The sequence below is a fragment of the Bacillus horti genome, assembly GCF_030813115.1.
Taxonomy (GTDB): domain Bacteria; phylum Bacillota; class Bacilli; order Caldalkalibacillales; family JCM-10596; genus Bacillus_CH; species Bacillus_CH horti.
In genome coordinates this window covers 60199-82579 of sequence record NZ_JAUSTY010000012.1, presented here as the reverse complement: position 1 = coordinate 82579, position 22381 = coordinate 60199, and the positions used below count along the sequence as shown (strand labels likewise).

Below are 22381 nucleotides of genomic sequence, written 5' to 3'. Positions count from 1 at the left end.
GTGGAAATAAGACAAAATGCTTAAAGATAAAAATTGGATCTAGGGCAAGATGAATTGGCTAACTTAAGGTATTTAGATATACTAAGTAGAGTAGTTTGGTCAATTATCAGGCTTAAAGATCAAGAATTTGTAAGAATAGATAGGATAACTATATTTCATAGTTAGCTTTTAATACACTACTTAAAACAATAGAAATGGAGGGACATATATGCGTTACAACTTCGACGAAACAGTAAACCGTCTACAAACCGCTTCCGTGAAATGGGATGGAGTGGAAAAACATTTTGGGGATAAGGAAATTCTCCCGTTATGGGTAGCTGATATGGATTTCAAAGCACCGGATCCTGTCATAGAGGCTATGAAGAAAAGAGCCGAGCACGGAGTATTTGGTTATACGATCCGCACTGAGGCGTATTATCAAGCAATCATTGATTGGTTTGAAAAAAGACATCACTGGAGCATTGAAAAAGATTGGATTTTGCATTGTCCAGGAGTTGTAACGGCTCTCAGTTTATTAGTTCAAACTTATACGGAGCCTGGTGATAAGGTATTGATTCAGCCTCCTGTGTATCATCCATTCAGTTATGTGATCGAAAGAAACGATCGTGAAGTTTTGAATAATCCTCTTAAGCTAGAGGATGGTCAATATAAAATGGATTTTGATGATCTACGTAGAAAGCTAGATGAGCACCAAGTGAAGCTGTTTATTCTATGTAATCCTCATAACCCTGGTGGAAGAGTATGGAGTAAGGAAGAGCTTAAGGAATTGGGAGACATTTGCTTGGAGTATGGTGTGTTAATCATTTCTGATGAAATTCACTGTGATCTAGTATATGCTGGTCACACTCACACTCCAATGATGACACTTTCAGAGGAATTAACCCAACATACAATTGTTTGTACCGCTCCGAGTAAGACGTTTAATTTAGCTGGACTACAAGCAGCCAACATCATTATTCCTAGTTCAAAGCTACGCAGTGCCTTCAGAAAAACATTAGCTGCTCAATTTATTGAGCTAACGAATACGTTTGGGGCTGTTGCTACAGAGGCTGCCTATAAGTACGGTGAGGAGTGGTTGGAGCAATGTTTAGAATACCTCCAAGGAAATGTTGACTTTCTAATCCATTTTATCGAAGAACGTCTGCCACAATTAAATGTCATGAAGCCCGAAGGAACATATCTAGTCTGGATTGATTGCCGGGCACTAGGTTTGAGCTTTAAGGAGCTTGAGAAATTTACTAGACAGCAAGCCAAAGTAGCCTTTAACGAAGGATACATCTTCGGTGTAGAAGGTGAAGGCTTTACAAGAATTAATGTAGCCTGCAGCAGATCCATTTTAGAGGAAGGCTTACATAGATTAGAGAAGGCTATTCAAGAGCTTGAAATGAATAGATAGATTAAAAAAGGAGTTCTTTAAACCAGTCAATGCTGACAGGTAAAGTTACTCCTTTTAGTTTATTTCATATTTTTCCTTTAGTGTTACAAAATCTTTTTTACTTCTTACTTAACTGAAGCATTTCTTCAAAAAGTGATACACTCCGTTTTCTTGATGAGAAAAGTCAGTCACGATCTGTGTGTGCTCCTTTACATGCTCAGGAGCATTTTTCATAGCCACAGGATGAGAAACTAAACCAAACATAGGTAAGTCATTTTCTCCATCTCCAATGGCAAGTGCATGCTTAGCAGAAAGTCCATAATGCTTTAAAATATACTTAATTCCTGTTGCCTTCGATACGCCATCAACCATAATCTCAACATTATGCTTTGTCGATGAAAAAGTAGAAAAAGGTATTCTAGCCTTGATCTCCTCCAGCTTTTCCTGCCAAACCTGAATCACGCTTAAGTTAGGGCTGAAGAAATAAATCTTTGTCAGCTTTTCAGGCTCAAGCTTGTCCTTCCAGGCTATTTCATCCTTTATAGAACGAACCAAGGAAAACCATTCATTTTCATTTACAGTTGCCGGTCTTGCTTCAAGCATTTTTTCCATGTAGCCTTTATCTCTACTTAAAGCGTAACCACGACCATGCTCTGGATGAATTTCATAAAAAATTCCACGCTCACCTGCTTGATCAATGACCTCTTGAATAAGCTGTGAAGGTAAAAAGTGTTCAATTTGCTTCTGATCCTTAATAAATACAGCCATTCCATTGGCTGTTACCATACCATCTACTTTTAGGTCAGGAGGGCAAATGTCCTTGATTTCATTAATCGTTCTTCCCGTCGCAATAAATACATACATTCCTCTTGCCCTTAGCTCCATTAAGTAGTTCTTAACTTCATCTGTCACTTGATTCTCCTCATCAAGTAGCGTTCCATCCATATCTAAAATAATTGTTTCTATATCTGCAGCTTCTATATTTACATTTTTTATAGCCACATGATCAAATCCTATCCCACTCTTCGTATCCATATCTTTTTATATCCTCCTGTCTGTCTAGTTGTTTTCGACCACTACTATCTATTTAGTATATCATTATACCTTTAAGCTTTCGTAAACAATCCGTTAATCAAGCTTCATGTTAACATGCTATACGAATATTCACTATTTAGAGTGAATTTGGTTAAAAATGCTATGTCGACCATCCCCTGTGCTTAGTACCAGAAAAGTCTATTGCTGAATATGAAATAGTAAACCATGTTTGAAATCAGGTGAGGTGATAGACGTGAGTGTTCAGAAGGAAACAGAAAATCAGCGTCTTCTTTACGTTGCTTTTGGAAATTCATTGACGCTTGGAGTAGGTGCGGGATATGCACCAGGGTTTGTTCAAAGGTATAGGTGTTTGGCAGAAACAGAACTACAGAGGAGGGTAATTGGACGTATCTATGCCAGATCTGGAGCAACGGCTGGTGAAATTGCCACATTTCTCGACTCTTACCAGGCTGAGCAAGCTATTAAGCACGCCTCAATCATAACAATTAGTGCTGGTGGAAATGATTTAATTCTTGCAGCTAAACATTATCTTCAAACGAAGGATAAAAGTAGGTTTACCCAAGCTTTATCTGAAAGCCAAGCAGCCGTTGCTAAAATGCTAACCATTATTTCCACTATAAAAGCCACTCAAGCTAAGCCCTATATCATACGTTTGCTAGGTTTATACAATCCTCTTCCTGAAATTGCGTTAGGGGATAAATGGGTTCAAGCTTTTAATAGTGGGCTACATGGATTCTCCAACAAAAATATACGCGTTGCCAATGTTTTTTCTGCTTTTAAAGGAAATGAACGTGAACTGCTTTCACAGGATCGAGTACACCCTAATGCAAAGGGCTATGAAGTGATAGCGAATACGCTGCATCAACTTGGCTATGCTCCACTCATTTAAAATAGGAGCATTGACTCTACGATATACAAAGACAGCCTACGTCCAACAAAAGACATAGGCTGTCTTTAAGCTCTATGGAATTGGTCCTAATCAAGATAACCCCTTATCGAAAAAATGAAATGATATTGCCCAGAATAATCCCTACAATACCAAAGTCAGCATCTCCAAACGTCGTTCCTTGGAAGCCCAAGGAACCAAGGACAGGTAAGAGTAACGCCGGTAGAAAGCTAATCAGCAGGCCGTTAGCAAATGCTCCAACTATTGCCCCGCGTCTTCCACCTGTTGCGTTTCCAAATACCCCTGCAGCTGCACCCGTAAAGAAGTGCGGGACAAGCCCTGGCACAATCACTCTGAGCCCTAGCATCGGCAGGATAAACATCGCTAGTAACCCGGCCACAAAGCTGGAAAAGAAGCCAATGACAACAGCATTAGACGCAAACGGAAATACTGTAGGCGCATCTAAGGCTGGTATCGCATTTGGGACAGCTTTATCAGCAATTCCTTTAAAGGCTGGAACAATTTCAGAGAGGAGAATACGTACACCGGCTAAAATGATGTACACCCCTGCGGCAAAAATGATCGCTTGAAGTAAGGCATAAACTAAGAAGTTTTGACCATCACTAAGCTCACTTTCTACAAAGCCTGCTCCAGCTGCCACAGCGACAACAACAAATAGAATCGTCATTGTTAATGCTACTGACACTGAGGTGTCTCTAAGGAAGCCTAAAGATTTAGGGACCTTGATTTCCTCTGTCGATTTCTTCGGATCTCCTACTAATTTACCAATAGCACCAGAAACCAAGTAGCCTACAGACCCAAAATGCCCCATAGCTACATCATTAGATCCTGTAATTTTACGCATGTACGGCTGAAGCATCGCTGGTGATAGAACCATTAGAGCTCCTAGTAACAGTGAACCAATAATCACCATAGGAATTCCAGTAATTCCACCTGTGATTAAGATAACAGCAATTAAACATGCCATAAACAACGTGTGATGCCCTGTCAAGAAAATGTATTTAAACGGTGTGAAACGAGCAAGTAAAATATTTACAAGCATTCCGAAAAGCATAATCATGGCCGTTTCGGTACCAAATGTCTCTTGAGCAAGAGCCACAATGGCCTCGTTATTAGGGATTACCCCTTGTAGGTTAAATGCTTGGTCAAACATCGCTCCAAAGGAATCTAATGAACCGATTAGGATTCCTGCTCCCGCCTCTAAAATTAAGAAGCCCATGATCGTCTTTAATGTCCCAGAAACTACATCTGCAATAGCTTTCTTTTGCAGGAGTAATCCGAATAGAGCAAATAGCCCCACTAAGATAGCAGGCGTACCTAAGATGTCTAGCATAATGAAATCAAGCATGCTCATCTATCACCCTTTCTTAAAATGTTCCTCTAATGCCTGCTTAATTTCATCCTGGCTCATAATATTGTTTAGCCCTACAATGGTTCTTTGACCATTATCAAGCTGATCAACAATATCCTTTGACCCAAGATAAATATCCGCTTGTTCAGTCTTACTCGTCGCTAAGTCAGTGTGAGAAACCTCTGCTTCTGCTCCTATTTCACCTAGCGCTTTTTTAACATTCATCTCTAAAATAAAGCTACTTCCTAAACCATTTCCACAGACCACTAGTATTTTTTTCATTGGTCTTCCCCCTCTTCATCTGAATATGCTACTATGTAGCGGCGAATCATCTCTTTATCCGTAGCTTTTATAAGCTTGTCTGTGTTATCACCTTCCGATAAAAGCATAGAGAGCTGTGATAACGCTTTAAGATGACTTTTATCATCCACAGCTGCTAATACAACAATGAGTTGGACCTCATGCTCTTTTTTCTCTGAAAAAGGCACTGCTTCCTTTAGCGTCAAAAGACTCATCCCCATACGCTTAACACCTTGTTCAGGTCTAGCATGTGGTAAAGCAATTTTTGGTGCAATAACGATATAGGGGCCAAGTTCTTCGACACTTCGAATCATCGCTTGAACATACTCTGCTTCAATCGCTCCATTGTCCAAGAGTGGCTGGGCAGCAACTCGAATAGCATCCTTCCAATCCAGTACATGGCCCTTGAGCTGAATAAATTCTTCTTGTAGTAACTGGTCTAGCATTTGCTACTCTCCTTTCATTAGTAAAAGAATATGAAGTGAAAATAGAAGACATTCTTCATACTTAATTATTCTCTTTTTTGTGCATTGATAAACGCTCTGATATTAACATGAACTAAACAAAGACTTCATTTAAAGTTAATACTCACTTGATAAAGTGTAAGAGAAAACTCAACAAGGGAGAGATCAGACAAATGAAGAAATACTTTGTATCTATGACGATATGTCTACTACTTGTAGTCACGTTATTTGCACCATTAACCTCCACACAAGCCGAGCTAGGACTATCTGATATTCAGCAGTCCACCCATAAGGCTCAAATTGAAGAGCTATACCACCTAGGAATCATCCAAGGAACACCAGAGGGAGATTTTCAGCCAACACGTCCCCTAACAAAAGCAGAAGCTGCAACAATGCTGGTGCGTGGGTTTAATCTTAGTCCCATCCATCCTATTGAGAAGAAAGAAGAGACGATGAGTAAAACCACTACATATGCCGACCCACTTGGGGTCATTGATGATTCTTTTTCCATTCCTTCAGCTGATGATATTGAAGGACATTGGGCCTTATCCTCCATTGAAGGTTTGTTAAAAGTAAGAGCTGACCAAGTTAATGATCAAAAGTATCAGCCTACTTCCACCATCTCCAAGAAAGCATGGATTGAAATGCTAGGAAAAATTATATTTGGTGCTGATCAAGCTATAGATTATACGAAGGAAATGGTTGAAGCAGGGCTTGCTTCTTCCCAATTAGCCGAATCATCTGAGTCTATAACTAGAGAGGAAGCAGTAGCAAGCTTACACCGAATTCTAACGAACCCAGAATTTAAAATCATCACGATCTTTGCTACTTCGGATATTCACGCTCATTTGGAGCCTTATGTACCAAACGGTGCAGAAAGTGAGATTGGTGGTCTAGCTAAAATGAGTCAGGTTATTAACGAGGCTCGCCAGACACAGCCTCATACTCTACTCGTTGATGGCGGAGATGCTCCTTACAATACGAACATTGGGAATTTAACAGAAGGTGCTTCAACGATAGATGTCATGAATGCCATGCAATATGATGCCATGGTACTAGGTAACCATGATTTTGATTTCCCATTCGAAGTCCTTGAGCGTAATGCAGGTCATGCTACGTTCCCCTTCCTATCCGCAAACACTTTGTACCAGAAAGAACAACCTGACTTTCTAGCTTCCTCAGTAATTAAGGAGGTCGCTGGATTACGTATTGGCATTGTTGGAGTGACGGATGATAAGTCTCATTACTATACTCACCCTAAGAATGTAGAAGGCATTACCTTTGAAGAGCAGTTTGAAGCAGCACAAAAAGCTGTGGACGAAATTAGAGAAGAAACAGATCTGATGATTGGATTATCTCATCTACATGGGAACAATCAGGTATTACCAACAAAGGTAGAAGGATTAGATATTGTTCTTGGGGGTGGACAGGATATTGTTGACTTCCCGAAAAAAATAGGATCTAGCTGGCTCATTTCACCAGGAAAACATGCTGAAACATTGAACCAGATTAATGTACAGGTGTTGAATGGAGAAATGATCGGCATGAACTTTGCGCACATTTTTATGACCTACAATTTAGAGGAAGATCCTGAGGTAGCTACCATTATAGAACGCTATTCCAATCAAATTGGGGAAAAAATGAAGGCTGTAGTTGGTACAACCTTAATTAATCTAGACGGAGAAAGACAGACTGTGCGGTTGAAAGAGTCTAATTTAGGAAACCTTGTAGCAGATAGTTTAAGAGATTTAACTGGGGCCGACATTGCCCTCCAAAATGGGGGAAGCATACGTGCTAGCATCGGTGTAGGAGAAATGACATTAGAGGACATTTACTCTGTACTTCCATTTGATAATACAGTCGTTATGGTAGAAGCAACTGGTCAGACAATCTGGGATGCTTTAGAGCACGGAGTATCAACATATCCAGCAGCGGCAGGGGGTTTTCTACAAGTATCTGGATTGGAGTATACATTTGATGCAGCACAAGAACCTGGTTCTCGCATTATCGAGGTAACCATTAATGGTACTCCAATAGATAAAGAGAAGACTTACAAAGTCGCTGCGAATGATTTCCTCACTGGCGGAGGCGATATGTTTGATATGTTAAAAGACGAAACAACAGAAATCTTGAAAACTAAGCACTACTTACGTGACGCTTTAACTGAGTATCTAGAGCAAAATCCAACTGTGAATCCTCAATTAGAAGGGCGAATTCATGTATTGAACCCTCAAGAACAGGAGTAATAGAGCTAGGGGCTCTTCCACAAGTAGAATTTTCTACTTAGGGAGAGCCCCTCTCCTTTTATTTTTTCGATCTGACAAGTTCTTTTCTCTCTTTATAAATTGCTTATCATTTTAGTTAATCAAATCAGTTTTAGTTAAAAGCCTGTGAAGTAAGACGGCTGCTTCGGCATTTGTCATTGAGTGATTCGGGTTAACTGTATGACCCCTGCCTTCCACTAGATGATTTCTTATACTAAGAGCGACAGCATGCTTAGCCCATGGAGCAATCTGATGCCCATCGCTGAAGCTTGATATTATTTTGTTAAGCTCTGTTATCTCCATGTCATTATTCATTTCAAGAAGCTTTGCGACTCTATTCATGATCACAATAGACTCCTGACGACTTATCGTAGCAGAAGGGTTAAACATCATATCCGTATAGCCTTGAATGATTCCATACGCTTGAGCTTGACCGATTGCAGCACTATACGAAGATGTTGGAGGAACATCCCTGTATGTGGATACTCCCTTTTCTGGTATACCGAGCCCTCTTATCATTAAAGATATGAATTCAGCACGTGTTATCGGAGAAGCAGGATGATATTCGTTATCCTCTCCACCTTCTATGATTAGCCTGGAAGCTAAATCAGCGATACTCTCTTCTGCCCAATGCCCGCTTAAGCTAGCTATCTGCTGGGGATTCCAGATAAGGGCATAAGCATGATTTGCTAAACCTTTAATGCTAGCTACAATCTTATCTTCTTCTTCAACAATTTTTGTTGGCACATGACGTAATTTTCCACCATCTTCTATCGCAACAGCTGTGGTTATCCCCTCTACCCCATCTACTTCTGTGAGCGTGTGTTTAATCTCTTTCTCTACTATTGCAGGGAACGTATCTAGCTCTAATGTTGTTTTCCCATCGGTAGCACTAAGTGAAAAATAAATAGGATTAGTCATTACTTTTATATCTGAATAATTAAGAGCTTCACCGCTTCCAGGCTTATCTTCATGATCGACAATCATCTGAAGCTTTAATGAGGTCGCCCTTGGTTCAGACAATAGACTAGACTCTTTGGCGAATAAACTATCATTTATTTTGTCTGCTGGAATGGTAAAGCTGCTGTATGGAGTATCTAGCTTAATTGTAGCTCCTTTATTGTGTAGCAGCGCTAATAAATCTCCATCAATGAATAGAGACGTACTGCTTAAATCTATTTCTTCTACAGCAAAGACTATGGAAGGCACAACCTCTTTTTCAAGCCACTTGCTTAGCTCACTTGTCTTTACCTGCAGCTCCAGATTTTTTTTGGACTTATCTGTTGTTGTCCATTTCTCTATGACGATATTACTAATTTCTTGTTGATTCAGCTTCACCTTTGTTTTTAGAACGCCAACTTGATCCACTGGTGGTGCAGGAGGAGGAGGTGAAATCGGATATTCCGGCATTTCCGGTTGCTCAGGTGGATGCTCCGGTCGTTCAGGCGGGTGTACAGGCTCGGTTATACGCTCAATGTAAATGGTATATAAGCTTGTTGCTCCATCTGTTGATTCTACCAGTAGCTTTATGATATTCGTCCCATCACTTAAAGTTAAAGGCTCGTTTTCCTCCCCAATTGAGGAAAGTTGGATTGGACCCATCGTTAGCTGTTCACTTTGATCATAGACACTAGCGGTTACTGTAGCCTCACTATCCACCGTTACGGTATTAATATAAATTGTAGACAGCTGATTCTCTAGTTTAGCTGTATACGTTAATACACCTGGCTCAAAGTGAGGACTTAGGATCATCGAACCATTTTCCGTATTCAAATCTAGTGAATTTAAGTGACTATGATACCCAGGAGTTGGTTCCTCGTCATCTGACTTCCACTTTGCATATAAAGTTGTATCCCTTTCTATCAAAAAAGAGCTTTGTGGTGTATAATCTGTACCTGTTCCATTTTGATTCGTATTCCACCCTATAAACGAATAACCCTCTTTAAATAAATCTCCTTGATCTAAAACGGTCACTTGACCTCTATAATCATATCGAGTTGGATCAACAGGTGGCGTTCCAGTTGTATTCCCATTACCGTCATAGAAAACAGTGTAATGAGATGCTGTTGTCACTTCTTGCATGGTATAAATGCTTTTTAGCCCTACTTTATCGCGTACTATAACATTAAAATAGAAGGTCGTACCAGGTGAAAGGTGTTCAACATCAAAAGTTCCTATATCACTTATGAAATCCTCTAATGCCATTCCGTTTCTTTCTGTAGCTTCTATTGTTGTTAGATTGGGTAATCCGGACATATACAAGCGATACTCTAGCTCAGACTGACGTGTCATATTGTCCTCTGCTTTTTCCCATTGGAGTGTCACGCTGTTTAACGTTATGTCTGTAGCTTGAATTTCGCTCTGAAAAACAATCGGTGAAGTAACATCTAAGATGGCTGAATTTTGTACAGGAGTAATTCTAGTTTCAGTACTTCTGTCCCCTAACTCACCTCCACTATTCAAACCCCAGCTCCATACTGTACCATCATTTTTTAATGCTGTACTAAAAAAAGCTCCTGCTGTAACCTGTCTTATATCCTCCAAGCCCGACACCTGAACAGGGGAGTGACGGTTTGTAGTGGTCCCATCCCCTAATTGTGAATAATTATTAAGTCCCCAGCTCCAAACGCTCCCATCCCTCTTTACAGCTACAGTATGGGATACCCCTCCAGCTATGTGAATAATATCGCTTATTCCTGTAAGCTTCACTGGAGAGCGACGATTTGTACTTGTTCCATCTCCCACTGCTCCCCAATTATTTTGTCCCCATGCCCAAACGTCTCCCTGAGCATCTATGGCTAGACTATGGTTACCACCAGCCGCTATGAAGACGATATTACTCAAATCAGGTATCTGAATTGGAGTATTTGTATTAGTTGTGCCACCATGACCTAATTGACCTTGCTCATTGTGACCCCATGACCAAACCGTACCATCTGCTTTGAGAGCTAAACTAAAGTAACCACCTGCTGCAACCATTACAGTATCCTCTAAACCTGTTACTTCAACAGGGACATTTGAAGAAATATTCGTTCCATTTCCTAATTGTCCTGATGTATTTCTCCCCCAGCTCCAAACCTTCCCTGCTTCATCTAAAGCAAGTGCGTGATAAGCTAATCCGCTTGAAATGTACGTAATGTTCTGGAGGTCAGTAACTTGTACAGGTCGATTACTTCCTTCATTACTTCCAATCCCAAGCTGACCATCATCATTTTGTCCCCAGCTAAAGACACGACCATCATTTAATATGGCATAGCTTTGGTGAACCCCACCAGTAACAGACCTTACACCTATCAGGTCCAAGGTCCTTACAGGAGAAAAACGTCCAACGTATCTCCCCTCACCTAATTGACCATTATTTCCTCTCCCATATGACCAAACCGTACCATCGCTAATCAGTGAAACGGTATGATAGTAACCTGATGCTATTTGTGGTGAGACGGTAGATGCTCCTAAAGCTACTTCACCTTGAGAAATCGGAAGAATTCCAATAAACAATATCAAACAAAGACAAACTTTGAAAAATGCTTTCACTGCCAATCTCCCCTAGCCTAACAATTTTTGTACACCTCATGCTAGCAAAATAAAAAATGACAAACAATTAACCAAAGTTAATTTTTCGCCATTTTTCGTCTAAATCTCGTATAATAAGGAAAAGAGCTTACTCAATGTTACTCTAGATTGAGGTGACCCATGACTCCACATACGGATATGATCATTTTAAAAACAAAACTAATAGCTCCTTTGCCAAAGGAAAACCATGTTATAAGAGAAGACTTACTATCATCTCTTTCAGATGGATTAAAAGGGAGACTTACATGCTTATGTGCACCAGCAGGATTTGGTAAAACCTCCTTGCTAGCTCAATGGTTAGTAAAGGCTGAGCTAGAATGTGCATGGCTTTCACTAGATGATAGAGATAATGATGAGGTACGCTTTTGGAGATATGTCTCGCATAGTCTTACAGTAACCCTTTCCGAAAGCTTAAAAGACGAAGTAATGCGGGTAGCTGAAGCGCTATCAAGTCTATCTACTATTGCCTTTATAGATGAATTAATTAATATTCTGTACACTATCGATCGAAAAATCATCCTTGTGTTAGATGATTATCACAACATTCACCAGCCAACCATTCATCAGCACATGACGTATTTTATTGACTATTTACCTGAATCTGTCCATGTAGTCATTTCCACTCGAACGCAGCTTCCTTTTTCAACGATTAAGTGGGAAGTAAAGGGTGAAAGCTATAGTATTGGCATGACAGATCTCCAATTCTCTGTGTCAGAGGCTGAACAGCTTTATCATAGAGCGCATAAAACGGAACACTTATCACAACAGCAAGTTGAACATTTTACCAAGCTAACGGAAGGCTGGATTACTGGATTACAGTTAATTTTATTTTCTATTAAAAATCATACATCCTTAAATAATATGATTGAAGATTTTAGAAGTAACGGTCATATCTCAGATTATTTGTTTCATGAGGTCGTTGACCAGCTTCCAGATGATATCACTGAATTTTTATATAAAACAGCGATTCTTCGTCGCTTCGACGCATCCATTTGTAAGGACATCACCGAAGCTGATAACAGTGTACATATGCTAGATACGATCAAACATCTTAATCTGTTTTTAGTCCCTCTCGATGGCCAGCAGCAATGGTTTCGTTACCACCACCTATTTGCCAAGTTTCTTCAGAACGCCTTGAAAAAAGCAGATGCAGAGAAGTGGAAGCACTATAATATCGTAGCAAGTCAGTTGTTTGCTCAAAGAGGGCTATTAGGTGAAGCGATTGAGTATGCCATTCACGCACACGACTTCACTTTAGTGCAAAGCTACCTTGAAAAGCATATCCCCGTTGTTCTGCAAAATGGGGAATTTTCAACTCTACTGCACTGGTTTAAAAGTATTCCTAAAGATGTACAGCTCAAACCTGGATTGTCACTAGTATACGCTTTTGTATTAGTTGTAACTGGAGATTTAGAGCAGGCAGAGGAGGAATTAACCCACATTGAACAGCTGCATGACGGGCAAGAACAAACTGAGGGTTGGAAGCAAATCCAAAGTGGAATTTTATTTGTTCGCTCGAACCTTGTCTTCTCAAGCGGTGCTTTTACTAGCTGGCTTGCTTTCAGTGAGAAGCTATTAAATAAATCTTTGCCTAGGAATCCTATCTTTTATAGCTTTAATTTTAATCAAAAGGAGCCTTTAGTGCGAAGAACAGCATTAGGACTAAAAGGGATACTTTCACAGGATACTGAGAAGGTAGGGACTCTGTTTACTCATGTGCTAGAAAAACATGGCTGGCAGGATTCTTTAATTAGCTTATATGTAAAGCAAGCACTTTGTGAAGGCTACTATGAATGGAATAGACTAGATCAATGCGTAGAGCTCATTCCTATTCTCGAAAAAGCAGCGCTTAAGCATGGAATAGCTGGTCTCCTTGTGCCTATACGGATTACAAGATCTCAGATTGAGATTGTAGAACAACGCTATCATCAGGCTCATGCCCTAATCGAGGAGACTCTAGAGGAAATTCAAAAAGAAGACTTGTTACCGTGGCATGATCTACTAAAAGCGTTTAAGGGTCGTATTTACCTAATGGAAGGAAAAGCAGCTCAAGCAAAGAACGAAATCTCTGAGCTAAATCTTTCTTCTAAAAGCAGACCAACATTTAATAGGGAGTATGAATACATGACCCTTATTCGCCTATTAGGTCTGCAAGGAAAAGAAAAGGAAGCTTTAAAATTGCTCGAACAGCTCAAACCCCAGGTGGAACGAGAACAATTAGTTTCTAGTATGGTAGAGGTTAGTATCCTACAGGCTATATTCCAATTTCAGATAGGAAGCAAAGCTGCTGCATTGCCTTTTATTCACGAAGCATTGGTAGTAGGAGAGCAGAATGGGTATATTCGGAGCTTTATTGACGAGGGTTTGAAAATGAAAGAAGTGTTGGACTATTATTTTAATGAGATTCAGCAAAGGGATTTTTATTGGAAAACCACTCACGTCTCGGAGAAATATATACAAAAGCTTCTAGATCTAATTCCTGCTGATCAACTAATATCAACACATCAATCAACCACTCTCGATCCTGTCGTCGAGCCTTTAACAAAAAGCGAATTAAACCTTCTGAGACAGCTTCAAACAGGAGCAACCAACAAGCAAATGGCAGAGGCGCTTGCGTTATCGGAAGGAACTGTGAAGGTCTATCTTTCTCGGCTCTATGAAAAGCTACATGTAACTTCTCGTACTCAGGCTCTTCTTGTTGCTCAGGAGCTGAAGCTCTTATAGTATTCGAGTAGAAGGAACTGAAACTTTTCAGAAGAACCAAGAGGTGATATAATCACAGACACGATATAACTTGATCTGGAGGCCATACATGCTAAGTTTCGAACAAAAAATAAAGCTATTAGAATCCTTTCCTGAATTACAGCGAAAAAATGTATCCCTTAAACGCGTCAACTTCCATTACGATAAAAGTGTACACGACAAAAAAATAGTCGCTTTCCATCTCCATCCAAATGGTAATGGATTTATATACGCTGGATTATTACAAGGCTATGAAACGGATGAAAAGGGCTTCATTAATATACGGGATTTCTCAGAGGAAGAGCTACGAGATCTTGTAACCAAATCCATATACTCCCTTTCCGTACAAAGTGAAGCTTCCTCTAGAACTGAGGATGGTCAAGGAGAACAAAGCAGTCATGAACAGAAATGGAAGGATGAGGAGGGTCATACTCTAGTCCTAAAATTTGAAGATGATTTATGGTATATCTACTCTGGCCTTAGTTTAGAAATGGTATGTACAACACGCGAGGAAGCTGAGCATTACTTAACCGATGAAGGATTCTCTATTCTATAGGAAGCCTAATGAATGAAGTAATCTGTAAAGATAGTAACTCTTAACGTATAAGACGCCTCTTAAACCACATGAATAGTGGGATAGAAGCGTCTTTTTATATGAAGCATATGGATTATACTTTAAGAAACTACTTATGGCTGTGGTGCTATTGGATTGGCAGGGAGAGCTCCAACGTGTCCTCCATTTATACCTCGAGCGTTCAGTAAACTTTTTGGAATTAATCTAAGAAAGTCTCCCCAGATAATTTCCCCATTTTCCCCTCGCTCATAGAAGGGAGGAGCATTTAGATGTACAAAATCTGAGGCGTGTACCACTACACCAGAGCTATTCACCGTTTTTTCTCCGTCAAAAAAGAAGTTTGTGGCGTCCACATCACCAGATACGAAATCCGCTAGCTTACCCTCTGGATTCGTGTGGAAGGATAAATTATTTCTAAAAATACCTTGCTGCTCTGGTGTAAAATACGGATTAATTCTAAAGATAAAGTTAAACCTTTTATTATTAAAGGACGTATTGTTTTCTATTTCTAGCGCTCCTGGATTAAAGTTATCGGAGAAGCCATCCATGTTGTTATCGAAAGCGATATTATTCCGTACGACATGATTGACTGGTAAACCTTCCCCACCCAGTTTAAAGCCGTTTCCTGTATCACCATGCTGATTATAGCCGTTACTTAGCTTTCCATTGGAATAAGAAATGTTCCCCTCAAGCAATATCGGCATATTCGCTCCTTCATTCGTCCTATTATAAAGATCCCAGCCATCATCTATATTATGATGAGCAATGTTACCTCTAAAGACATTGCCTACACCCACACCTAGCTTAGCAGCAAACCCGTCAGCATTAATGTCTGAAGGATCGCGATTATCATGGGATTCACAATTTAAAACAAGATTATACTTCGGCCACAGCTCTGGATCAAAGCCACCTCCACTAATATGGAAGCCCGTATCCCCGTTATAATTAAAGGTCATCATTTCTACGATGTTATGATCCCCACTAAGTCTCATTCCTGTCGTCTGAGCTCGAGTAATTTCAAACCCATATAAATGCCAATAGTCAGCCTGTAGCTGCAGAACATTATTTAAGCTCTCCTGCCCATCAATGATGACTCTTTCCCCATTATACGGAGCAAGGGTTTTTCGCTTGCCCTCTTCACCACTATACTCTTTTCTTATCGTAATCATCGAAGAAGGCGTATAGGTACCACCACGCATAAATACAGTCTCACCAGGGAGCACGTAACGAATAGCTGTCTCTAAGTCCAGAGGGCTATCTACTGTACCGTCACCTTCTGAGCTACCATTAGGGGCAGCAAACAAACCAGCTCCACTATTAAAAATCTTTTTTGTAACCGTTAGATTGGTCACAACGGTAGAATTGGATGGCGCTCCCCTAGGAGAATAAAAGATACGAAACTGATTTTCGTCATTCGCTAATGCTGTATCAAATTCAAAAACCTGATTGGCTTCAATCAATCCGTGCCGCAGGACTGTCTGACCGTCCTGCACAATTCTAATAACTCCACCATAGTTAACAATAGTCTTTAAGGTATATTCCTCAGAACCAGACTGAGGTGCTGATAATAAAGCTAAACTAGCTTCAGGTGGAGCAGGTGGTTCTTCAGGAGGAGATGGCAGAGTATTTGCTGGACTTAAAGAAATACTTGCATTTTGAATAAGCATTTTGGCATTCCTAGCCGCATAAAAACCTACATACATATAATCAGAGTCAATCACTTGAACCAAATCTGCTCCTTCTATGCTTTTCTCAACAGTCACTTCTCCAGCATCAGGATGATTAGGATCGACAAAAGTAGCTGACATGATAAAGTGAGTATCCGTTCTCTCAAGCTTCACTCGAATAGGTGTATCCGTTACTAAACCTATTCCTTGATCGAATCTAGACGCTGTTAAGCGACTGCCTAAGTTCCCCCAAGGATATTCTACACCCGTTCGATAAATAGGACTTATTCCATGACGCATCATGCCTACACCAAAAATGTTAGAAGCGGCAGGAACCTCTTCAAAGCCTGGAATCATAGGATCCTGACGTGCTCCCCCATTAGCATCCCGAACCATGATACCTGCACTGTCCTGTGAATTAGGAGCTACCCCCGTTTCCGGTCCAAACTGTTCAATAATCATATCTGCTTCTAGAACAAAATTATACTCATAAGCATCTACCTTCGTATAATAGAATGTTAATCCATCATGTCCAGAAGCAAGCTTTCCACCTCTGCTTTCTAATACTATGGTTCCTTCTATTGTCCCTGGCACTTCAGGATCAGCATAGTTGGTCCCCACTTTTTCCGGAAGAACATTGGAGGCAAAGTTTAAATCCGTGGATTGTCCAAATGTAATGGATTGCCATTCAAGATCTGCCGCATACCCCTGCTCTTCCTGCTCTGCTACAGTGTCTTGCTCCCCCTTCTCCTCCTCACCAATCTCTTCCTCCGCCTCTTCCTCTTCTACCTCCTTAGGTAATCTCTTGTCGAATTGATCCTTTGTCATTCCTTCTCCGATAGGAAGGTCAACAAGATTCAATGTCGTGTTTGCCTCTAAGGCTGCACCTCGGACAGCATCTGAAACAAGCCCCGGGTGGAACGCTAACATGAATGTGAGCAAAAAAACAAGTGTTTTTGTTACCGCTTTCATAATTCCTCTCCTTTTTCATATTTTCAAGCTTGACCTTGTCCCTTTTTAATTTTTTTAATCGTATTATTTTTCAGAAAAATTGTCAATTGCTGGATTTGTCTTATTATAGGAAGTTTTGTAGAAGCAAAAAAAGGACTATCCCTAAGCAGAAAAATCTACTTTTTTTGGGACAGCCCTGTTCATTTAATGAACTGAACTCTATACATACCATTCGTACATTTGGTCCTTCATTTAATGCCCTCCGAGATAAGCCTCTTTCACCAATTCACTTTCTCGAACCTCCTGTGCGGCTCCAGACAGCACTACATGACCTGTTTCAAGCACATAAGCCCGATTCGCTACAGATAAGGCAATGTTAGCATTTTGCTCGACTAAAAGAATGGTTGTTCCTTCTTTATTAATCTCTTCAATGATTTCAAAAATGGATTTTACAATGATCGGAGCCAATCCCATTGAAGGCTCATCTAGTAATAAAAGCTTAGGCTTCGCCATAATCGCCCGACCAATTGCAAGCATCTGTTGCTCTCCACCAGATAATGTTCCTGAAAGCTGCTTTTTTCGTTCAAATAAACGAGGAAACAGGTCATATACCTTTTTAAAATCCTGACGAATTCCCTCACGATCCTTACGTAAATAAGCACCTAACTCAAGATTCTCCTCTACAGACATATTAGCAAAAACACGCCTTCCCTCAGGAACATGAGATATCCCAACCTTAACAATACCCTGTGCTGGCTTTCCTGCTATAGAAGACCCGAGGTATTGAATATCTCCTTTTTTGGGTTTAATGAGACCAGAGATGGTTTTGAGGAGTGTGCTTTTCCCCGCTCCATTTGCCCCAATTAAAGAGACAATTTCACCTTCATGCACCTCTAACGAAACTTCCTTAAGGGCGTGAATCATCCCATAATAGATATCTAGTTGATCGATCTGTAGCATTATGTGATCTCCTCCCCTAAGTATGCCTCAATAACTTTAGGATCGTTTCTAACCTCTTCTGGAGACCCTTGAGCAATCAGTTGACCATGATCTAGCACATAAATTCTTTCACAAATTCCCATAACTAGGGACATATCATGTTCAATCAGCAATATTGTTAGCTTAAACTCTTCACGAATAAAAGAAATAAGGTTCATTAATTGGTTCGTCTCTTGTGTATTCATACCTGCTGCCGGTTCATCAAGCAGTAGAATCTTCGGCTCAGCTGCTAACGCTCTAGCGATCTCAAGTCGTCTTTGTTGACCATACGGGAGATTTTTTGCTTGTTCATCACGCAAATGATCAAGGCGAAAAATCTCTAGGAACTTAAGTGCTTTTTCTTCAATTTCCTGCTCTCCTTTAAAATGAGCTGGTAATCTGAAAAGTGTGCTCAGAAGTCCGTGCTTTGATAAAGAGTGATACGCTACCTTAACATTATCTAACACAGATAAGTCGTCAAACAGTCTGATGTTTTGAAATGTCCGACTCATCCCTTTTCGCGTAATTTTGTACGGCAGTAAGCCATTTATTCTTTCTCCTCTAAAGAAAATATCACCCTCAGTAGGGATATAAACACCTGTAAGCTGATTGAAGATAGTTGTTTTTCCTGCACCGTTAGGGCCGATTAAGCCCACAAGCTCATTATCATACAGCTCTAAATCCACATCAGATACAGCCTTTAATCCACCAAATCTTATGCCTACTTTGTCTAGCTTCAGTAACGGCTCTTTTAATGGCTCCTTTAGCGGCTCCTTTTCCATTAGCTACTCCCACCCTTCGTGCGCAAACGTTTCTTCCCTAGAAGCTGAGAAAGCTCTACATTCCCCATTAACCCTTTAGGTCGATAAAGCATGATGACTAATAGGATTAAGCTATATAGAATCATACGTGTCTCTGGGTACTCCTGTAGGAAAAGATTAATGATGGTCAGCAATGCCGCAGCAATAATAGAGCCAGACAAGCTTCCTAATCCACCAATAACCACGAAAATGAGAATTTCTATCGACCTTAAAAAGCCGAAGTTTCCTGGTTGGATAAAATAGTTGTTATGGGCAAAAAGTGCCCCTGCTATTCCAGCCAAAAAGGCACCAAGCACAAACGCAATGACCTTATAAAGGGTTGTATTAATGCCCATAGCATCTGCTGCTACTTCATTATCTCTAGTAGCAATACATGCTCTACCATGAGTTGAATTGGTGAAGTTAATAATGATGATAATTGTGAAGAAGGCGAGGAGGAAAACCCATGTCCAGTTCGTCATATGGGACACACGCATCCCCGCAGCTCCTCCTATATAATCGATATTAAGAAAGACGATGCGGACAATTTCACCAAAGCCGAGCGTGGCAATGGCTAAATAATCACCTTTTAAACGGAGTGTAGGAATCCCGATTAACAAGCCAGCTAAAGCAGCAGCTATACCAGCTACAAGTAAGGCTAGCGGGAAAGGAAGACCTAGCTTCATCGTAATAATAGCGGACGCATAAGCACCAATAGAGATAAAACCGGCATGTCCAATAGAGAACTGACCTGTAATCCCAATAATTAAGTGCAAGCTTATCGCGAACATAACGTTAATGCCGATTAAATGTAATAGGTTTGTATAGAAAGGATTAATGATACCTGTACTGATTAGGATCTGTGTGACAACGTAAAAAACAAAGGACAAAAGGATCATGGACCAGTAAAATTTAGAACCACGCTTCTTCATATTACTCACCTACACTTTCTCCCGAATATTTTTACCTAGGAGGCCAGCAGGTTTAAAGATAAGAATAAGGATTAAAACGATAAAAACAACAGCGTCTCTCCACATGGAATACCCTGCAGCACTAACGAGAGATTCTAGCAGCCCTAGCAGTAGTCCACCAACCATTGCTCCAGGGATAATTCCTATCCCTCCCAGAACGGCTGCTACGAACGCTTTTAATCCTGGAATAATTCCCATTAAAGGTTCAATCTTAATATAATATAGTCCAAAAATAACTCCCGCAGCACCAGCCAAGGATGAACCTATAGCAAACGTTGCTGATATGGTGTTATCCACATTAATTCCCATCAGTCTTGCCGCTTCTGTATCATGAGAGACGGCACGCATCGCTTTTCCTACTTTCGTGTGATGAACCACAAGCTGTAAAATGACCATCAGCAATAAGGCTACTCCTAAAATAAGCAAAGCTTGACTGTCAATCGATACACCAAAAACGTCGATTCTCCTACTAGCTACTACATTACTAGGATAGGCAGCAGGCTGTGTGCCTCTAAAGAAAATCATTGTATATTGGATGAGTAAGGAAACCCCGATCGCTGTAATCAAAGCAGCAATCCTTGTTGAGTTTCTTAATCGCTTGTAAGCAACTCGCTCTATGATAACACCTAAGATCGCACAGGTAAGCATAGCTATAATAAGAGCTGGAAAAAATCCTAATTCTAATCCAGCAATAGCATAAAAACCAACAAATGCACCTATCATAAACACTTCACCGTGAGCAAAATTAATCAGTTTAATGATACCGTACACCATCGTATATCCTAATGCGATCAATGCATAGATACTACCAAGTGAAATTCCATTAATGATTTGCTGCAACCATTCCATTCTTTTCTCCCCTCTTATGTTACTTCGAAGATGCTTTGTCAAATGCTGTTTGCCTTCGTGAAGGTTGTGAAGGTCTCCCTTAGAAGCAAGGAAAGGGAGGCGAGCCTCCCTTGTGCTTTAGCGTTTAATCATGGATCTACTTTTGCTCTAAATTTCGCTACCCCATCGACATACTCTAGAATGGTTGCCGATTTAATCGGGTCATGCTTTTCATCAAGAGTCAGGTTACCTGTTACTAGAGCAAGATCAGCTGTACTCGCCATGGCCTGCTGTAATTGTTCAGGATCTGTACCACCTGCACGCTCAATGGCGTCAGCTAGAAAGTATACCGTATCGTATCCTAAAGCGTGGAAGGCATTAGGTGTTTTATTATACTTCTCCTCAAACGCATCTACGAATTCTTGTATCGCTGGTTCAGGATCTTCAGGAGAATAGAAGTTCGTAACGAATGTATTATTCAGTGCGTCAGCTCCAGCTAGCTCAAGTAGTGCTGGAGAATCCCATCCGTCTCCCCCCATCATGGGCACATCAATGCCTAGTTCTCTAGCCTGCTTAACAATCAAGCCTACCTCTCCATAATAACCAGGAACGTATACAACGTCTGGATTCGTACTATTCATACGCGTTAATGTAGAACGGAAATCAGTATCATTGGCAAGGTAAGCTTCCTCCGAAACGATCGTTCCCCCATTTTCCGTAAAGGTTGCTTTAAACGCAGCAGCTAATCCTTTGGAGTAGTCACTGGCATTATCAATGTAGAGGGCTGCCGTTTGGGCTCCTAGATCATTAGTTGAGAAGTTAGCGGCAACTGTTCCTTGGAAAGGATCAATAAATCCTGTACGGAACACATACTCGTTAACCTCTCCATCTGTTACCGTAATCGCTTCATTTGTTCCAGACGGAGTTACAAGAACAACCTTGTTTTCGTTTGCTAAATCAACCTGAGCTAACGTATTACCACTTGTCGCCGCTCCAATAATGGCGACTACATTTTCTTGGTTAATAAGACGCAATGCTCCACTTGTCGTTTCCGCAGCGTCAGATTTATTATCTACTTTTACAACTACTAGCTCCTGACCATTAATTCCACCAGCAGCTTTAAACTCCTCAACAGCAAGATCAATTCCCTCAGCAATAGAGCTACCGTAAGTAGCTACCTCTCCAGAAAGCTCTAGGTTTGCTCCAATCTTGATTGTATCGCCGCTTCCTGAAGATTGACCATCTCCGCCTCCTGTGGATTGTCCACACGCAGCTAGCAGGCCTAGTAAAAAAATAAAACAGGCTACATAAGCAACTGACTTTTTCACTTCATTTCCCCCTAGTTACTAATTTTTTGAAATAGAAATTGTTTTGTTAATTATCATAATATTTTGTTTTAGTTCGGTCAATCCTTTCTTTTGTTCCATTATCTTGAAAACTTGCTCAATATATTAGAATGACAAGCACCAAAGATTTAGAACACAGAAAAAAATATTTTTATTCCAAAGGATTCTTGCTTAATTTAAAAATAAAAAATATGTATAAAATGTTTAATTATGGATGAATTTGACGAAATATGA

Annotated in this window: 16 protein-coding genes; 5 read left to right on the top strand and 11 right to left on the bottom strand. The window is 40.4% G+C overall.

Features of this window, described 5'->3' with window-relative positions:
• Positions 1 to 208: 208 nt before the first annotated feature.
• Entirely contained in the window at positions 209 to 1396 is a 1188-nt protein-coding gene (locus J2S11_RS14375; RefSeq protein ID WP_307395706.1) for a MalY/PatB family protein, read from the top strand.
• A gap of 108 nt (positions 1397 to 1504) precedes the next feature.
• Here J2S11_RS14375 and J2S11_RS14370 read toward each other — a convergent pair whose 3' ends face one another.
• Positions 1505 to 2410 carry an HAD family hydrolase gene (locus J2S11_RS14370; RefSeq protein WP_307395702.1) on the bottom strand — a complete coding sequence of 302 codons (906 nt, stop codon included), beginning with the start codon at positions 2408 to 2410 and terminating at the stop codon, positions 1505 to 1507.
• A 253-nt stretch (positions 2411 to 2663) separates the two neighbouring features.
• On the opposite strand from J2S11_RS14370, the gene J2S11_RS14365 reads away from it, so the two are divergent.
• Positions 2664 to 3320 carry a GDSL-type esterase/lipase family protein gene (locus J2S11_RS14365; RefSeq protein ID WP_307395701.1) on the top strand — a complete coding sequence of 219 codons (657 nt, stop codon included), beginning with the start codon at positions 2664 to 2666 and terminating at the stop codon, positions 3318 to 3320.
• 103 nt (positions 3321 to 3423) lie between these two features.
• On the opposite strand, the gene J2S11_RS14360 is transcribed toward J2S11_RS14365, so the two are convergent.
• From J2S11_RS14360 to J2S11_RS14350, 3 genes are read right to left on the bottom strand one after another with little or no spacing between them, the layout of a single operon-like run.
• Positions 3424 to 4686 carry a PTS ascorbate transporter subunit IIC gene (locus J2S11_RS14360; RefSeq protein ID WP_307395700.1) on the bottom strand — a complete coding sequence of 421 codons (1263 nt, stop codon included), beginning with the start codon at positions 4684 to 4686 and terminating at the stop codon, positions 3424 to 3426.
• Between the two features lie 9 nt (positions 4687 to 4695).
• Positions 4696 to 4971, bottom strand: coding sequence for a PTS sugar transporter subunit IIB (locus J2S11_RS14355; RefSeq protein WP_307395699.1), 276 nt, complete (start codon positions 4969 to 4971; stop codon positions 4696 to 4698).
• Positions 4968 to 5435, bottom strand: a complete 468-nt coding sequence (locus tag J2S11_RS14350; protein WP_370875526.1) for a PTS sugar transporter subunit IIA — start codon at positions 5433 to 5435, stop codon at positions 4968 to 4970. The genes J2S11_RS14355 and J2S11_RS14350 overlap by 4 nt, the downstream gene beginning before the upstream one ends.
• 191 nt (positions 5436 to 5626) lie before the next feature.
• On the opposite strand from J2S11_RS14350, the gene J2S11_RS14345 reads away from it, so the two are divergent.
• Positions 5627 to 7699: a 5'-nucleotidase C-terminal domain-containing protein gene (locus J2S11_RS14345; protein ID WP_307395697.1), complete on the top strand. Its 2073-nt coding sequence runs from the start codon at positions 5627 to 5629 to the stop codon at positions 7697 to 7699.
• 111 nt (positions 7700 to 7810) lie between these two features.
• On the opposite strand, the gene J2S11_RS14340 is transcribed toward J2S11_RS14345, so the two are convergent.
• Complete coding sequence (locus J2S11_RS14340) at positions 7811 to 11251, bottom strand: RCC1 domain-containing protein (protein WP_307395695.1); 3441 nt, start codon at positions 11249 to 11251, stop codon at positions 7811 to 7813.
• A gap of 159 nt (positions 11252 to 11410) precedes the next feature.
• Here J2S11_RS14340 and J2S11_RS14335 point away from each other — a divergent pair, with 159 nt between their 5' ends.
• Entirely contained in the window at positions 11411 to 14014 is a 2604-nt protein-coding gene (locus J2S11_RS14335) for a winged helix-turn-helix domain-containing protein (RefSeq protein WP_307395694.1), read from the top strand.
• Positions 14015 to 14102: 88 nt separating this feature from the next.
• A complete protein-coding gene (locus tag J2S11_RS14330; RefSeq protein ID WP_307395692.1) occupies positions 14103 to 14588 on the top strand; it encodes a hypothetical protein in 486 nt (161 codons plus the stop codon).
• A 131-nt stretch (positions 14589 to 14719) separates the two neighbouring features.
• Here J2S11_RS14330 and J2S11_RS14325 read toward each other — a convergent pair whose 3' ends face one another.
• The 6 genes from J2S11_RS14325 to J2S11_RS14300 all read right to left on the bottom strand — a co-directional run bounded on the left by J2S11_RS14325 (position 14720) and on the right by J2S11_RS14300 (position 22129).
• Positions 14720 to 17245: a right-handed parallel beta-helix repeat-containing protein gene (locus J2S11_RS14325; RefSeq protein ID WP_307395690.1), complete on the bottom strand. Its 2526-nt coding sequence runs from the start codon at positions 17243 to 17245 to the stop codon at positions 14720 to 14722.
• Between the two features lie 231 nt (positions 17246 to 17476).
• A complete protein-coding gene (locus J2S11_RS14320) occupies positions 17477 to 18184 on the bottom strand; it encodes an ABC transporter ATP-binding protein (RefSeq protein ID WP_307395688.1) in 708 nt (235 codons plus the stop codon).
• Positions 18184 to 18984, bottom strand: a complete 801-nt coding sequence (locus J2S11_RS14315; RefSeq protein WP_307395686.1) for an ABC transporter ATP-binding protein — start codon at positions 18982 to 18984, stop codon at positions 18184 to 18186. Before J2S11_RS14315 ends, J2S11_RS14320 begins: the two co-directional genes overlap by 1 nt.
• Positions 18984 to 19934: a branched-chain amino acid ABC transporter permease gene (locus J2S11_RS14310; RefSeq protein WP_370875529.1), complete on the bottom strand. Its 951-nt coding sequence runs from the start codon at positions 19932 to 19934 to the stop codon at positions 18984 to 18986. Before J2S11_RS14310 ends, J2S11_RS14315 begins: the two co-directional genes overlap by 1 nt.
• Before the next feature lie 9 nt (positions 19935 to 19943).
• Positions 19944 to 20822 carry a branched-chain amino acid ABC transporter permease gene (locus J2S11_RS14305; protein WP_307395683.1) on the bottom strand — a complete coding sequence of 293 codons (879 nt, stop codon included), beginning with the start codon at positions 20820 to 20822 and terminating at the stop codon, positions 19944 to 19946.
• A 128-nt stretch (positions 20823 to 20950) separates the two neighbouring features.
• Positions 20951 to 22129, bottom strand: coding sequence for an ABC transporter substrate-binding protein (locus J2S11_RS14300; RefSeq protein WP_307395681.1), 1179 nt, complete (start codon positions 22127 to 22129; stop codon positions 20951 to 20953).
• Between the last annotated feature and the right edge of the window lie 252 nt (positions 22130 to 22381).

Bases quoted from the DNA above. Each gene is read 5' to 3' on its own strand.
- J2S11_RS14375 (WP_307395706.1), top strand. From the start codon at position 209: ATGCGTTACAACTTCGACGAAACAGTAAACCGTCTACAAACCGCTTCC.
- J2S11_RS14370 (WP_307395702.1), bottom strand. From the start codon at position 2,410: ATGGATACGAAGAGTGGGATAGGATTTGATCATGTGGCTATAAAAAAT.
- J2S11_RS14360 (WP_307395700.1), bottom strand. From the start codon at position 4,686: ATGCTTGATTTCATTATGCTAGACATCTTAGGTACGCCTGCTATCTTA.
- J2S11_RS14355 (WP_307395699.1), bottom strand. From the start codon at position 4,971: ATGAAAAAAATACTAGTGGTCTGTGGAAATGGTTTAGGAAGTAGCTTT.
- J2S11_RS14350 (WP_370875526.1), bottom strand. From the start codon at position 5,435: ATGCTAGACCAGTTACTACAAGAAGAATTTATTCAGCTCAAGGGCCAT.
- J2S11_RS14345 (WP_307395697.1), top strand. From the start codon at position 5,627: ATGAAGAAATACTTTGTATCTATGACGATATGTCTACTACTTGTAGTC.
- J2S11_RS14335 (WP_307395694.1), top strand. From the start codon at position 11,411: ATGACTCCACATACGGATATGATCATTTTAAAAACAAAACTAATAGCT.
- J2S11_RS14330 (WP_307395692.1), top strand. From the start codon at position 14,103: ATGCTAAGTTTCGAACAAAAAATAAAGCTATTAGAATCCTTTCCTGAA.
- J2S11_RS14325 (WP_307395690.1), bottom strand. From the start codon at position 17,245: ATGAAAGCGGTAACAAAAACACTTGTTTTTTTGCTCACATTCATGTTA.
- J2S11_RS14320 (WP_307395688.1), bottom strand. From the start codon at position 18,184: ATGCTACAGATCGATCAACTAGATATCTATTATGGGATGATTCACGCC.
- J2S11_RS14315 (WP_307395686.1), bottom strand. From the start codon at position 18,984: ATGGAAAAGGAGCCGCTAAAGGAGCCATTAAAAGAGCCGTTACTGAAG.
- J2S11_RS14310 (WP_370875529.1), bottom strand. From the start codon at position 19,934: ATGAAGAAGCGTGGTTCTAAATTTTACTGGTCCATGATCCTTTTGTCC.
- J2S11_RS14305 (WP_307395683.1), bottom strand. From the start codon at position 20,822: ATGGAATGGTTGCAGCAAATCATTAATGGAATTTCACTTGGTAGTATC.